The organism is Neorhizobium sp. 05N33 (genome assembly GCF_056397445.1).
On sequence record NZ_JBFTNK010000006.1, the window covers coordinates 19,591 to 31,892 of the forward strand.

The 12,302-nt window shown below is 62.9% G+C and carries 18 protein-coding genes; 8 read left to right on the forward strand and 10 right to left on the reverse strand.

Annotation, left to right across the window (positions count from 1 at the left end):
- The first annotated feature begins 49 nt into the window (after nt 1–49).
- A complete protein-coding gene (locus AC1DLT_RS16710; RefSeq protein ID WP_477487468.1) occupies nt 50–1,027 on the forward strand; it encodes an AraC family transcriptional regulator in 978 nt (325 codons plus the stop codon).
- Between the two features lie 2 nt (nt 1,028–1,029).
- On the opposite strand, the gene AC1DLT_RS16715 is transcribed toward AC1DLT_RS16710, so the two are convergent.
- Genes AC1DLT_RS16715 through AC1DLT_RS16725 form a run of 3 tightly spaced genes read right to left on the reverse strand, consistent with a single transcriptional unit; the run spans nt 1,030 to nt 2,748 of the window.
- Nucleotides 1,030–1,734, reverse strand: coding sequence for a TIGR02281 family clan AA aspartic protease (locus AC1DLT_RS16715; protein WP_477487469.1), 705 nt, complete (start codon nt 1,732–1,734; stop codon nt 1,030–1,032).
- Entirely contained in the window at nt 1,731–1,952 is a 222-nt protein-coding gene (locus AC1DLT_RS16720; RefSeq protein WP_038586489.1) for a DUF1289 domain-containing protein, read from the reverse strand. Before AC1DLT_RS16720 ends, AC1DLT_RS16715 begins: the two co-directional genes overlap by 4 nt.
- 19 nt (nt 1,953–1,971) lie before the next feature.
- Nucleotides 1,972–2,748, reverse strand: coding sequence for an adenosylcobinamide-GDP ribazoletransferase (locus AC1DLT_RS16725; RefSeq protein ID WP_477487695.1), 777 nt, complete (start codon nt 2,746–2,748; stop codon nt 1,972–1,974).
- Nucleotides 2,749–2,858: 110 nt separating this feature from the next.
- Between AC1DLT_RS16725 and cobT the strand changes: the two genes are divergently transcribed.
- Nucleotides 2,859–3,878, forward strand: a complete 1,020-nt coding sequence (gene cobT / locus AC1DLT_RS16730) for a nicotinate-nucleotide--dimethylbenzimidazole phosphoribosyltransferase (protein WP_477487470.1) — start codon at nt 2,859–2,861, stop codon at nt 3,876–3,878.
- A gap of 7 nt (nt 3,879–3,885) precedes the next feature.
- Entirely contained in the window at nt 3,886–4,278 is a 393-nt protein-coding gene (locus AC1DLT_RS16735; protein WP_477487471.1) for a diacylglycerol kinase, read from the forward strand.
- Between the two features lie 7 nt (nt 4,279–4,285).
- On the opposite strand, the gene AC1DLT_RS16740 is transcribed toward AC1DLT_RS16735, so the two are convergent.
- Genes AC1DLT_RS16740 through AC1DLT_RS16750 form a run of 3 tightly spaced genes read right to left on the reverse strand, consistent with a single transcriptional unit; the run spans nt 4,286 to nt 6,387 of the window.
- Nucleotides 4,286–4,579, reverse strand: a complete 294-nt coding sequence (locus AC1DLT_RS16740; protein WP_477487472.1) for a type II toxin-antitoxin system RelE/ParE family toxin — start codon at nt 4,577–4,579, stop codon at nt 4,286–4,288.
- Nucleotides 4,576–4,803 (reverse strand): hypothetical protein, encoded by a 228-nt coding sequence (locus AC1DLT_RS16745; protein WP_477487473.1) that lies wholly within the window; start codon nt 4,801–4,803, stop codon nt 4,576–4,578. The genes AC1DLT_RS16740 and AC1DLT_RS16745 overlap by 4 nt, the downstream gene beginning before the upstream one ends.
- Before the next feature lie 48 nt (nt 4,804–4,851).
- A complete protein-coding gene (locus tag AC1DLT_RS16750) occupies nt 4,852–6,387 on the reverse strand; it encodes a sensor histidine kinase (RefSeq protein ID WP_038586504.1) in 1,536 nt (511 codons plus the stop codon).
- A 162-nt stretch (nt 6,388–6,549) separates the two neighbouring features.
- On the opposite strand from AC1DLT_RS16750, the gene AC1DLT_RS16755 reads away from it, so the two are divergent.
- From AC1DLT_RS16755 to AC1DLT_RS16775, 5 genes are all read left to right on the forward strand, one after another.
- Entirely contained in the window at nt 6,550–7,074 is a 525-nt protein-coding gene (locus tag AC1DLT_RS16755; RefSeq protein ID WP_477487474.1) for a thermonuclease family protein, read from the forward strand.
- 2 nt (nt 7,075–7,076) lie between these two features.
- A complete protein-coding gene (locus AC1DLT_RS16760; protein WP_477487475.1) occupies nt 7,077–7,736 on the forward strand; it encodes a uracil-DNA glycosylase family protein in 660 nt (219 codons plus the stop codon).
- Nucleotides 7,737–7,784: 48 nt separating this feature from the next.
- Nucleotides 7,785–8,273, forward strand: a complete 489-nt coding sequence (locus AC1DLT_RS16765) for an Lrp/AsnC family transcriptional regulator (protein WP_046637655.1) — start codon at nt 7,785–7,787, stop codon at nt 8,271–8,273.
- Nucleotides 8,274–8,375: 102 nt separating this feature from the next.
- A complete protein-coding gene (locus AC1DLT_RS16770; RefSeq protein WP_477482518.1) occupies nt 8,376–8,792 on the forward strand; it encodes an ester cyclase in 417 nt (138 codons plus the stop codon).
- A 15-nt stretch (nt 8,793–8,807) separates the two neighbouring features.
- Nucleotides 8,808–9,560, forward strand: coding sequence for a helix-turn-helix domain-containing protein (locus AC1DLT_RS16775; RefSeq protein WP_477482517.1), 753 nt, complete (start codon nt 8,808–8,810; stop codon nt 9,558–9,560).
- Here AC1DLT_RS16775 and AC1DLT_RS16780 read toward each other — a convergent pair.
- The 4 genes from AC1DLT_RS16780 to AC1DLT_RS16795 all read right to left on the reverse strand — a co-directional run bounded on the left by AC1DLT_RS16780 (nt 9,557) and on the right by AC1DLT_RS16795 (nt 12,235).
- Nucleotides 9,557–10,246, reverse strand: a complete 690-nt coding sequence (locus tag AC1DLT_RS16780; protein ID WP_477482516.1) for a DNA alkylation repair protein — start codon at nt 10,244–10,246, stop codon at nt 9,557–9,559. The two genes, AC1DLT_RS16775 and AC1DLT_RS16780, sit on opposite strands and share 4 nt — an antisense overlap.
- A gap of 7 nt (nt 10,247–10,253) precedes the next feature.
- Nucleotides 10,254–11,159: an NAD(P)-dependent oxidoreductase gene (locus tag AC1DLT_RS16785; RefSeq protein WP_477487696.1), complete on the reverse strand. Its 906-nt coding sequence runs from the start codon at nt 11,157–11,159 to the stop codon at nt 10,254–10,256.
- 108 nt (nt 11,160–11,267) lie between these two features.
- Nucleotides 11,268–11,678 (reverse strand): CopD family protein, encoded by a 411-nt coding sequence (locus AC1DLT_RS16790; RefSeq protein WP_247138506.1) that lies wholly within the window; start codon nt 11,676–11,678, stop codon nt 11,268–11,270.
- A gap of 2 nt (nt 11,679–11,680) precedes the next feature.
- Nucleotides 11,681–12,235 (reverse strand): DinB family protein, encoded by a 555-nt coding sequence (locus AC1DLT_RS16795; protein ID WP_477487476.1) that lies wholly within the window; start codon nt 12,233–12,235, stop codon nt 11,681–11,683.
- Between the last annotated feature and the right edge of the window lie 67 nt (nt 12,236–12,302).

The following is a 12,302-nucleotide window of genomic DNA, read 5'->3' on the forward strand; positions in this document are numbered from 1 at the left end:
ACCAGACTTAGGCGTGACAGCCTGTACTTTCCATGCTAGAAAATCCGATATGCTTGACCATTCGTCCAAAGAAACCCCATTAGACGTCGCCGATCCGCTCACCGAGATGCTGCGGGGGTTAAGGCTCGACGGCGTCGAATACGGACGCTGCCGGCTCGCCGAGCCCTGGGCGACCTCCTTTCCGGCCCAGGAGGCGGCCCGGTTCCATTTCATTTCGTCTGGCAACGCATGGCTGCAGACGCCGTCTGGCGAATGGCTGCAACTGCGGCCTGGCGATGCGGCGCTTCTGCCGCGCGGCGATGCACATGTGATCGCAAGCCTTCCGGGCCTGGCGCCGCTCCCCTTCGACCGGTTCGGCCGCAAGGAGGTCTGCCAGGGCGTCTTCGACGTGCAATGTGCCGATGCCTGCGGCGGCACGGTGGCGCTGACGGCCTCGATGCGCTTCAACATCGACAAGCTGCATCCGCTGCTGCAACTGATGCCCGAGGCGATGCTGACCAGCGATCTCGCCAGGAACGAGCCGTCGATCCCGCATCTTCTCGATGCCATGGCGCGCGAGGTGGACATGGACCGGGTCGGCGCCGGCGGTATTCTGGCGCGGCTCGCCGACGTCCTGACCGCCACGCTGATCCGCACCTGGGTCGAACACGGCTGCGGCGACACGACCGGCTGGATCGCCGCGGTGCGCAATCCCGACGTCGGCCGGGTGCTGGCCGCCATTCATCTTCAGCCGGAACGCGACTGGAACATCGCCTCGCTTGCCCGGCTGATGGGTGCTTCTCGGTCGGGCTTCGCCGAACGGTTTCTGCGCGTGGTCGGCGAAACGCCGGCCCGCTACGTGGCACGGGTGCGCATGCATCAGGCCCGACAATGGCTGCGCGACGGCGAACGCGTCGCGACCGTCGCCGAACGGCTCGGCTACGATGCCGAAGCCTCCTTCAGCCGCGCCTTCAAACGCATCATCGGCACGCCGCCGAGTCATTTCCGCAGCAAGGGCGATGGCGTAGCCATCCAGGATTTCGGCTGACCTCAGTCCCGCAATCTCAGCTCGTCGGTCTGCATCTGCAGGGAGCCTAGGGTGGAGAGGAAGCTCATGCCGAGCAGGCTCTCGCCGAGCCTTCCGTCTTCCGCAACCATCGCCCGGACGTTTTTCCGCACGATCGGGCCGATGGCGATTTCGTCCAGCCGCACCCCCGCGGCCATTGCTCGGCCGTTGGCGGTCATCACCGAGACCGAATAATTTAGGCTCTGCGGATTGAGGCCGATCGCGCGGGCATCGTCATAGGAGAGAACCACGGTGCTGGCGCCGGTATCGACTAGCATCGGCAGGACCTTGCCCTGGACCCTGACATTGGTCTGGAAATGGCTGCCCTGGGTCTTGTGGATGATCACCTCGTTGCCGCCTTCGCTGGTCGTCACCACCACGGCGGTACCGGGCAGCAGGCCAGCAGTCACCCTTGCGGCGACATTGCTGGCGTCGTCACGATAGAGATAGGCGGTGACCAGCCCGAGGATGATCAGCAGCCAGATGGCGATATTGCGCAGCACCTCACCGGCATTGCCGCGCCGGCCGGCGAGAATGCCGGCAGCGAGCAGGCCGGCGATCGGCAGGAGGTAGATGATCTGGCCGAAACGGTCGTTGTCGATGCCGAAAGTCTGCCCGGTATCGTGGTTGAAGATCAGCAGCGCCAGGCCGATGCCGAGGACGATGAGAATGCCGGTGAGCGCGTTCATGCGGTGTCGCGTTCCCGGATCATGCGCTGCCGGCGGGTTTCCCGCCGCGGCCGGCGCTCGACGGTTTCAAGCCGTGCGGGGAGAGTTTCCATCAGCGCGCGGCGCTCCGCATCGGTATAATCCATCCAGGCGGCGATCTCTTCGCGCGTGCGTCCGCAGCCGAAACAATAGCCGGTCTTGAGGTCGATCGAACAGACGAGGGTGCAAGGCGAAATCATGCGTCAGTATATCGGGGTTTCAAGCGGCAAGAGCAAGAGTGGCGAGCATGGCGATCTCGCTCAATTGTTGAGTAGCGCCGATCGTATCTCCCGTATGGCCGCCGAGTTTTTTGCGCACGAAACGGGTGAAACCGAAGCCGGCAAGTGCCGCCATGATCAGCGACAGCAGCACTTTCGGCAGGCCTAGGACCGGAACGAGAAGGACAAGCGCGATGGCGGCGCCGGAAAACAGCGCGATATTGCGGGCGCCATCCTCCGGAAATCCGGCGCTTGCCGCGACACCATTTTCCCGGGCTGACGGCAAGGCGCGCCAATGGGCGACCAGGATCGCGCGGCTGACGGCTGCAACGGCAAGCACGGCGAGCGCCGCGGTAACAGCATCGTCGCGGAACAGTGCGGAAAGCGCCGAGGCCCGCAGGCCAAAAGACAGGACCAGCGCCACGACGCCATAGGCGCCGATGCGGCTGTCCTTCATGATCATGAGCGCATGGTCTTTGTCCCGTCCACCGCCGAGACCGTCCGCCGTGTCCGCAAGGCCGTCCTCGTGGAGCGCGCCGGTCAGAAGCGTCAGCAATGCAAGCGCAATCAGGCTGACAAGCAGCGGATCACCGGATTGCAGGAGGAGAAGAACGAGCGCCGGCAGGGCCGCGATGACCAGCCCCGCGACGGGAAAGGCCCGCACCGCCCGCGAGATCGTGCCGTCATGGCCGCGGAAGAAACGGTCCGGCACCGGCAGACGGCTGAGGAACCCGACCGAGCGGGCGAGGTCCGCGATGAATTCCGTTGCGTTTGGCAGTTGTTCCTCCGATCCGACCCGACTATGAGTTTGCGCACACAAGCGCGATTTACGGGAAAAGACAAGTTTTCCCGCCGCGAGATGAGACCGAGACACAAGAGAGACTTTCCATGAGCGTGAGCGGCCTGCCTTTCGACGATTTCCGTGTCCTGCTGCAGAACCTTCCCGGACCGGACCCGCGGGCCTTGGTGGCGGCGCGCGAGCGCGATGCGCAGCTGACCAAGCCGCCGGGTGCGCTCGGTCGGCTTGAGGAAATCGCCTTCTGGCTGGCCGCCTGGACAGGCCGAGCGCCGGCCGTCAACCGCCCGCTTGTAGCGATCTTTGCCGGCAATCATGGCGTTACTCGCCACGGCGTGACACCGTTCCCGTCATCGGTGACCCAGCAGATGGTGGAAAATTTTGCAGCCGGCGGTGCGGCGATCAACCAGATCTGCGTCACCCATGATCTCGGCCTGAAAATCTTCGACCTGGCGCTTGACTACCCGACCGGCGACATCACAATCGAAGCGGCACTTTCGGAACGCGACTGCGCCGCGACCATGGCCTTCGGCATGGAGGCGATCGCCGGTGGCACCGATCTTCTCTGCATCGGCGAAATGGGCATCGGCAACACGACGATCGCGGCTGCCATCAACCTCGCGCTTTATGGTGGCGAGGCGGAGGACTGGGTCGGTCCCGGCACCGGTTCGCATGGCGAATTCATGGAGCGCAAGATCGCCGCGGTGAAGGCTGCCGTCGAATTCCACAAGGACCACCTGAGCGATCCGCTGGAGATCATGCGCCGTCTCGGCGGCCGCGAGATCGCCGCGATCGCCGGCGCGATCCTTGCTGCACGCGTCGAAAAGATCCCGGTCCTGCTCGACGGTTACGTGGTGACGGCTGCGGCCTCCATCCTCAAGGCCGCCAATCCGGCGGCGCTCGACCATTGCCTGATCGGCCATGTCTCAGGTGAACCGGGACACCTGCGTGCGATCGAACAGCTCGGCAAGACGCCGCTGCTCGCGCTCGGCATGCGGCTCGGCGAGGGGACCGGTGCGGCACTTGCAGCCGGCATCGTCAAGGCTGCCGCCGCCTGCCATTCCGGCATGGCGACATTCGAGCAGGCCGGCGTCAGCAACAAGAGCCACTGAGCCCCGGATGGAAAAGACGCCGCTCGACAGCAATATCGAAAGGGCGACCGGCATCCACCGGGTAATTGCGGCCTTCCGTTATTCGATGCAGGGGCTGGTGCGCCTGTGGCAGGAAGAAGCCTTCCGCCACGAGGTGATCGCCTGTGCGGCGGCTATCGTGCTGTTTGCGATCGTCGGCGCCGGTGCTTTCGACTATTTTGTCTTGGCCATCCTGATGCTGGTGCTGTTTGCGGTGGAATCGCTGAATACCGCGATCGAGGAACTGGTCGACCGCATATCCCCGGAAATCTCCACCGTCGGCCGCCACGCCAAGGACCTCGGCTCCTTCGCGGTGTTCTGCCTGCTGTGTGCCAACGGGTTTTTCGTGGTTTATGTGGTGGTTCGGAGCTTGTGGGGATAATCGCCCGTTACAGTTGGTCCGGCATCGAAGATGGGTCGCGTGCAGCGTGGCGTATGCCAACCACAATGATCTCATCATCGCTGGGCAGATAAAATATGAGATACGAATAAGGCGTCACCGCCACCCGCCGCATCGGTTGAAGGCTGGTGCGCATACCGGTCAGCGGATATTCCAAGAGATTGCTCAAAACCTGCTGGATCCGCGTGCCCACATTGCGTGCGCCTTCCGGTGAATGAGCGGTCAGATAGCTGAGGACATCCTCAAGTTCGACGGCGGCTTCAGGGGTGAAGCGAATCGTCACCGGGCGTATTTCGACCAGATGGCCTGAACCTGCTCGGTTGGCGCAAATTCACGCCGAGCGGCCTGGTCCAGCGACTTGGCGAAACTGGCTTCCTCCTCGGGAGTGAGCTGATGGACCGGCTCGTCTTTGCCCACGAGCCTAAACATGACACGGGCGATCTCATCCTGCATTTCGGCAGGGAGTTCCTTGGCTGCTTCGATGGCGCGGTCGAGAAGTTTGGTCATGGCTACATTATGCACCGAAACCAGCCGGTGCAAAAGAGCCTGTTCGGCTCAGGCGAAGCTCTTGCGACGGCGGGCGACCGTCTGGGCGTCGGCAACCGCGGGCACGCTCTGCAGCACGCGCGTCGCGGGAAGGATGGCGATCGCCTCGGTGCCTTCGCGCAGCTTGGAGCGCAGGATGAACTGCCCGTCGTGCTTGGCAAGGATCGCCTGGACGATCGGCAGACCGAGGCCGGTGCCCTGTTCGGCGCTTTTGATGGCGATCGAGCCCTGGCCGAAGGCCGACAGCACCACCGGAATTTCTTCTTCCGGAATACCGGGGCCGTTGTCCTTGATCGCCACATACTGGCCGCCGCCGGCTGTCCAGCCGACCTTGACGGTAACCTCGCCGCCCTGGGGCGTGAACTTGACCGCATTCGAGAGCAGGTTCAGGAGGACCTGCCGCATCGATTTTTCATCCACCCAGACCTGCGGCAGCTGTGATTCGAACTGCTGGCTGATCGAGATGTTCTTGGCGCTGGCGCGCAGCTGCACCATGCCGATGCAATCCTCGGCGATCTCCAGCAGCGACAACGATTCCTCGGCGAGGTCGTAGCGGCCGGCCTCGATGCGCGACAGGTCGAGGATCTCGTTGATGAGGTTGAGCAGGTGCTGGCCGGAACGGTGGATGTCGCCGGCGTATTCCTTGTAGGTCGGGTTGGCGAGCGGGCCGAGGACCTCGGAACTCATGACTTCGGAGAAACCGAGGATGGCGTTGAGCGGCGTGCGCAGCTCGTGCGACATCGAGGCGAGGAACCGGGATTTGGCAAGGTTCGCCTCTTCGGCGCGGCGGCGGGCTTCGTCCGACATGGATTTCGCCACTTCCAGCTCGGCGATCAGGTCGTCCTTTTCCGACTGATAGGACATCAGCGTCAGGTTGGAGCGGTAGAGCCGATCGGCGATATAGTGGAAGAAGACGACCGCGATGGCGCAGATCGCGATCATGCCGATATCAAGCACATTGCGCGTCAGGATGGCCGTGGCAAGCAGCGCCAGGATCATCGGCAGGAAGCCGAACAACACGCCGAGCCGCAGCATGAAACTGCTCATCGCGGTGATCGAGATCGCGAAAAGGAGAACGGCGCCCTTGTAGAAATAATAGTTGTCGCCCGAACAGGCATTGCAGTTCTGCAGCGCAAAGAGCGCCCAGCCGGTGCCGACGATCAACTGTGCCGCGAGCAGCCTGCGACGCCATTTCTGGACGTCGCCCGAGCCGATGTCCTTGCGGCTCGCGCGGCGGGCGATCAGCACGTTGATCGCATGGACGCTGAACATCAGCAGCGCCCAGGCAAAAAGATTGGCGTTCGGATTGAGGTAGACGCCGATCGCCGTCACCACGACGATGAAGATCGGCATGACCGATGCGCCCTGCAGCACGGAATTGACGTGCATGGCGATCATGTCGCGGTCGAAGATCTGATTGCCCTGGGAGCTGGACTGCAGGCGTTCACGCGTGGCGCGCACGGCTTTAGAGACGGCCTTGTTACGGTGGCCGCGCGAGCGATCAACGATGTTCTTGTCGGTCGATGTGCTGACGCCGCTACTCATGGCCACTGAACTGATACCCCGGGTGTTGAGAGAGTATGTCCAAATCCTTAAGAGAGTACTGCCGGGAAAGGTTTTGTTTGCCATTTTCCTGAAGCTTCCGTTTTCCAATAAGGCTGGATTGTGGCTCGAACGTTCAGGGTTTTTCGCGACGGCGCGTTTCTCGTGGCCTTCTTCATCCTTCTGGTGCTGATTGCCGCCAAGCTGGACGAGGCAGCCGACAGCGTCCTCCGCGGCCCGTTCTACGTGATCGACGGCGATACGCTGGCGATGGGCGGCGAGCGCCTGCGGCTGCAGGGTATGGATGCGCCGGAACTCGACCAGACCTGCGAAGACGGCCGCGGCAAACCATGGGCCTGCGGGGAGGAGGCGAGACGGCTGCTGATGCGCCTCGTTGCCGACGGTAAGACGGAATGTCTCGGCCGCGAGCGCGACAAATATCGTCGGCTTCTCGTCCGCTGCCATTCGGATACGACGAGCATCAACGGCACGCTGGTGCGGCAGGGTCTCGCCGTCGCCTCGGGACGTTATGCGCAGGAACAGGTGGCGGCGCGGCACGAACGGCAGGGACTGTGGGCCGGCCGGTTCGAAAGCCCGCGTGACTGGCGCGCCAGCCGCGGCACGATGGACGATGTCAGCCTGGTGGAGGCATTTTGGGATTGGATGAAGCGAGTGACGGCCTGGCAATGAGCATGGATGACATCGCCGACGGCGAGGAGGATATCGGCGGGCTGGCCGGCGCGATCGCGGCCTGCCGCATCTGTCGCGACGCGCCGGCAAAAGGCGAAAGCGACCGTCTGCCGCATGAGCCGCGGCCGGTCGCCGTGCTATCGAAGACGGCGAGGGTGCTGATCGCCGGTCAGGCGCCGGGGCTTCGGGTGCATGAAAGCGGGCTACCGTTCAACGATGCTTCGGGAAATCGGCTGCGCGACTGGATGGCCGTCACCCGCGACGAATTCTATGATCCGGAAAAGTTCGCGATCGTGCCGATGGGCTTCTGTTTTCCAGGCTACGATGCCAAGGGCAGCGATCTGCCGCCGCGGCTCGAATGTGCGCCGTTCTGGCGGTCCCGGGTGATCGCCGCGATGCCGCAGATCGAACTGGTGATCGCCGTCGGCGGTTACGCGCAGGCCTGGCATCTGGGGAGCCGGCGCCGCAAGGGCATGACGGAAACGGTGGAAAACTGGCGAGACTATGTTTTCGCCAACCAGGGGCCGAGGATACTGCCGCTGCCGCATCCGAGCTGGCGCAATACCGGCTGGCTCAAAAAGAATCCATGGTTCGAGGCGGATCTGCTGCCGGTCCTGCGACAGCATGTGGATAGCTTGATACGGGAAACAAATTTCGGTTAACTGCCACGAATTCGGTGTATAACGAAAAATCATTTCGAAAGGACTCTGATGGACCGCCTCGACCGTAAGATACTCCGCATTCTGCAGGAAGATTCCACTCTCGCCGTCGCGGACCTCGCGAAGAAGGTCGGCCTGTCGACCACGCCTTGCTGGCGCCGCATCCAGAAGATGGAAGAGGACGGCGTCATCCGTCGCCGTGTGGCGCTGCTCGACCCGGTCAAGGTCAATACCAAGGTCACGGTGTTCGTCTCGATCCGCACCGCCAGCCACTCGATCGAATGGCTGAAGCGATTCTCGGAAGTCGTCGTCGATTTCCCGGAAGTGGTCGAATTCTACCGGATGAGCGGCGATGTCGACTACCTGCTGCGCGTCGTCGTGCCGGACATCGGCGCCTATGATGCCTTCTACAAGCGCCTAATCGCCAAGATCGAGATCCGCGACGTCTCCTCGGTGTTTGCGATGGAGCAGATCAAGTACACGACCGAGCTGCCGCTCGACTACATGACGCTGGACAACCAGAAGTCCGGCGAGGAGTGATCGGCCGATTGGCGGATCGGGATCATTTTCTGGCGGGACGGGCCGAGTTCAAACGGCCCGTTTGATTTTATCTGGGCTTCATCGAAACAGATGGAGCTCGCCATGCAGGATCAGGCCAAGACCAACAAGACGATCGTCCGCGGATATATCGAAGAGATCTGGAACCGCGGTCTGATCGAGCGCTTCGAAAATTTTTTCGCTGCCAACTATCAGGAGGCCACCTATTCGCCGGCCAATTCCGAAGGACACTGCGCCATGGTGGCGGTGCAGAAGCGGATCATGCCGGATGCCGTCTGGTCGATCGAGCGGATGACTGCCGAAGACGATAGCGTCATGTGCGAGCTGACATTGCGCGGCACGCACCAGGCGGCTTTCAAGGGCGTCGAACCCTCCGGCAATCCCATCCGCGTGCGCGCCTACCGGAGCTTCGTCCTGAAGGACGGAAAGATTGTCCATCATTCCGCATTGCTCGACACCGCCGAACTGCTAAAGCAGATGCGGGGACAGCAGGCGGTATAGGTAAGCCCGGCAGCGATGGCGACGATTTCTCATGCCTATCATCGGGTGTTTGACGAGCCGTTCGAGATCGAACGGGCCTTCGATGCCGATTACCTGCTTTACGCCTCGGCCGGCACCTTCATTCTCGATATCGGCGACCGCCGCTGGATGCTACCGCCGCAAAGGGCGGCGCTGATCGCGCGGGGAACAGTGATTGCGGTGCGCAGCAATGGGTCGGCCACGGCGTCCTCGGTTCTGTTCGGCGATCGCGAATTCGAAGCGCCGCTACCGGCCTGCCGGGTCTTCGGTCTTTCCGATCTGGCGCGGCAAATGATCCTGCATGTCATGCGTTGGGATACGGGGCGCCCCTCATGCGACGAAACCGCGAATGCCTTCTTCAAGGCGCTCGCATCCGTGGCGAAGGAACTGGCGGCGGACGAGGACGAGACGTGGTTGCCGAAACCGCAGTCGCCGGGCATGGCGGTCGCCGTCGGGCGGATGCTGGAATATCTCGACCGGGACCTCGATTTCGGCTCCCTTGCGGAGGCGTCACGTCTTTCGGAACGGACGCTGGCGCGGCGGTTCGATGCGGAACTCGGCATGAGCTTTCGCGATTTCCGGCATCGGGCGCGGATGGTGAGGGCCAAGGAGATGCTGCTGGCCGGCCGGGAGCCGATAACGGAAATCGGGCTTGCCTGCGGGTTCGAAAGCACGAGTTCCTTCATCAAGGCGTTCCGGACGTTTGCGGGCGCGACGCCGCGGCAATACCGTGTGGGTAAAGCCGGCTAAGCCTTCAGTCGCGCCAGAAGCTTCTCGCCCGACAATTCCTTCACTGCATCCTTGCCGATCCAGCGGGCGGTCCTGTCCGATGAGGCGGCAAGCTTTTCGGAGACTTCAAGAGCCGGGGCGTGGCAGGTCCGGTTGCGTTTGCCGATATTGCGGAGCGCCCAGTTGACCGCCTTCCTAACGAAATTGCGCGGGTCGGCGGAATGCGCCTCGATCAGCGGCAGATAGGCGACGAAGGTTTCATCCGGCTCCTGTTTGCAGTGCACGGCGGCGCCGGCAATCATCGCAAACGCGGTCCGGCGGACGAATTCGCGGTCGTCCGCGGCGAAATCCGCAACGAGTTCCTGCCAGTAGGGCGTTTCGGTCAAAAGGTCGGCGGCGGTGTCGACGATTTCCCAGGAGGCAAAGTCCTCGGCCCATCCGCGCGCCTCGGCCGGCGTCAGCGCGGCGGGATCGGCGGTATAGATCGCAAGCATGCGGGCTTCGCGGATGCCGGTGCGCCAGAGGTCCAGCGCCCGGCCGTGATCGCGTTTGATGGTCCGCGCGATCTTCTGCAGGTCGGGATTGGAAATGCCGATGGCCTTGTCGGTGACGATGCCGAAACGGGCCATCCCCAGGATATTCTCCTCCGATCGCAGCGTTTCGAGATGCGCGATGATCCCGGCGACGTCGGAGGAGGGGCCGATCATGGCCGGCCTATTTCTTTTCGAGCCGGGCGAGCAGGGAGGACGTATCCCAGCGCTTGCCGCCCATCGCCTGCACGTCGCCATAGAACTGGTCGACGAGGGCCGTGACCGGCAGCTTGGCGCCGTTGCGGCGGGCTTCGGTCAGCACGATATCGAGATCCTTGCGCATCCAGTCGACCGCAAAGCCGAAATCGTATTTGCCGGCATTCATGGTCTTGTAGCGGTTCTCCATCTGCCAGGAGCCGGCCGCACCCTTGGAGATCACCTCGATCACCTTCTCGATGTCGAGGCCGGCCTGCTTGCCGAAATGGATCGATTCCGCGAGCCCCTGGACGAGGCCGGCGATGCAGATCTGGTTCATCATCTTGGTGAGCTGGCCAGCACCCGCCGGACCCATGAGGCCCACCATGCGGGCATAGGCGTCGATCACCGGCCTGGCCTTCTCGAAGGTCGCCTCGTCGCCGCCGCACATGACGGTGAGCACGCCGTTTTCGGCACCCGCCTGGCCACCCGAAACCGGTGCGTCGATAAAGCCGACACCCTTTTCCCGGGCCGCGGCATCGAGCTCGCGGGCGACTTCGGCGCTGGCGGTGGTGTTGTCGATCAGGATCGCGCCCGGTTTCATGCCGGCGAGAACGCCGGTCTCGGTGGTTGTCACCGAGCGGAGATCGTCGTCGTTGCCGACGCAGACGAACACGAAATCGGCATCCCTGGCCGCTTCGGCCGGCGTCGCTGCGGCATTGCCGCCGAACTTCTTCGCCCAATCCTCGGCCTTGGCAGCCGTGCGGTTATAGACGGTGACGTCATGGCCGCCCTTGACCTTGAGATGCCCGGCGATGGGATAACCCATCACCCCGAGACCGATGAATGCCACTTTCGCCATGCTGAACCTCCAGAATTTTGTTGGGCAGAGGATTAGAGCAAAGAGGACCTCCGGAAAAGCGCAGTTCGGTGAAAAGCGCAGATTTCGATTTCGGAGGGGTGCACTCCTCGAGGCAGCTGCGTTCCCCTGGTTGCGCTTGACTCAGAACGGCTTGATGACCGCGAGCGCGACGATGACGACGACCGAGCCGAGGACGATCGGCAGGCCGGCGCGCACGAAGGCCGGCGGGTCGAGATGCGGATCGGCTTCCATGCGGCGCATCCAGGCGCCCTGCATGCCGTGCAGCGCCGACAGCATGATGACGATCAGAAACTTGAAGCCGAACCAGCCGGAAGTGTAAAAACCGTAGCCGAAGGCGAGCCACAGGCCGAAAAGCCAGGCACCGCCGAGTGCGGCCGTGGTGACGGTGCGGTCGTATCTTCTGAGCGCCGAGATGACGCCGGTGCGGATCGTCGGCGGCACCATGCCGATGACGAAGGCGTTGATCAGCATGCCGCCGATCAGCAGGAAGTCGGACAGAATGTGCAGGGCCTTGATGATGAAATACAGCATGGTCAACTCCAGATCATGGCTTCGGTGAAGCCCAGTTCGGCAAAATCTTGTTGTCTCAATTGGTCTTCGCCCGTGCAGAAGAACTCGTCGAGCTGCGGCGGTTGAACGGTGGTTCCCGACAGCATGGCGTGAACCTGGCCGCGATGATGGATCTGGTGCTGGAAGAGATGCATCAGCAGCCGGTCGGCAGGCTCGACCTGCACGAAAGTGTTCCGGGGAATCCGGATCTCCTCGGCGATCGTTTTCTCATCCGAGCGTCGACAGTGATCGATGAGGCGGCGGTCGGCGGCGCGCTGTTCGCGATCGAGATCGGCAAAGACGGGACAGGGGATTTCCGGCTCGAAGGCGGCGGGACCGAGGCAATTGCCTTCGAGCGCGCTGATATAGAGCCAGTCGACGGTCAGGATATGGTTGAGGGTATGGATGATCGACGGGAAGAAGCTGACCCGCGTCGCATCCAGCTCTTCGCGCGAAAGCTCTCCGCAGGCTTTCAGCAGCCGGTGGTTGGCCCATGCGTTGTTATAGGCCTGGGCAAGAAGATAGCGCTGCGGCGTCATCCGAATCCCTCCGTTGCGGAGGGCAAACTATCGGTGAAGCGAAGAGATGAGAAGATGGTTTCGAGGG

Coding starts and splice junctions, on each gene's coding strand:
- AC1DLT_RS16795 (WP_477487476.1), bottom strand. CDS start 12,235: ATGACGCCGCAGCGCTATCTTCTTGCCCAGGCCTATAACAACGCATGG.
- AC1DLT_RS16775 (WP_477482517.1), top strand. CDS start 8,808: ATGGCGACGATTTCTCATGCCTATCATCGGGTGTTTGACGAGCCGTTC.
- cobT (WP_477487470.1), top strand. CDS start 2,859: ATGAGCGTGAGCGGCCTGCCTTTCGACGATTTCCGTGTCCTGCTGCAG.
- AC1DLT_RS16780 (WP_477482516.1), bottom strand. CDS start 10,246: ATGATCGGCCCCTCCTCCGACGTCGCCGGGATCATCGCGCATCTCGAA.
- AC1DLT_RS16735 (WP_477487471.1), top strand. CDS start 3,886: ATGGAAAAGACGCCGCTCGACAGCAATATCGAAAGGGCGACCGGCATC.
- AC1DLT_RS16745 (WP_477487473.1), bottom strand. CDS start 4,803: ATGACCAAACTTCTCGACCGCGCCATCGAAGCAGCCAAGGAACTCCCT.
- AC1DLT_RS16750 (WP_038586504.1), bottom strand. CDS start 6,387: ATGAGTAGCGGCGTCAGCACATCGACCGACAAGAACATCGTTGATCGC.
- AC1DLT_RS16770 (WP_477482518.1), top strand. CDS start 8,376: ATGCAGGATCAGGCCAAGACCAACAAGACGATCGTCCGCGGATATATC.
- AC1DLT_RS16715 (WP_477487469.1), bottom strand. CDS start 1,734: ATGAACGCGCTCACCGGCATTCTCATCGTCCTCGGCATCGGCCTGGCG.
- AC1DLT_RS16765 (WP_046637655.1), top strand. CDS start 7,785: ATGGACCGCCTCGACCGTAAGATACTCCGCATTCTGCAGGAAGATTCC.
- AC1DLT_RS16790 (WP_247138506.1), bottom strand. CDS start 11,678: ATGCTGTATTTCATCATCAAGGCCCTGCACATTCTGTCCGACTTCCTG.
- AC1DLT_RS16760 (WP_477487475.1), top strand. CDS start 7,077: ATGGATGACATCGCCGACGGCGAGGAGGATATCGGCGGGCTGGCCGGC.
- AC1DLT_RS16710 (WP_477487468.1), top strand. CDS start 50: ATGCTTGACCATTCGTCCAAAGAAACCCCATTAGACGTCGCCGATCCG.
- AC1DLT_RS16720 (WP_038586489.1), bottom strand. CDS start 1,952: ATGATTTCGCCTTGCACCCTCGTCTGTTCGATCGACCTCAAGACCGGC.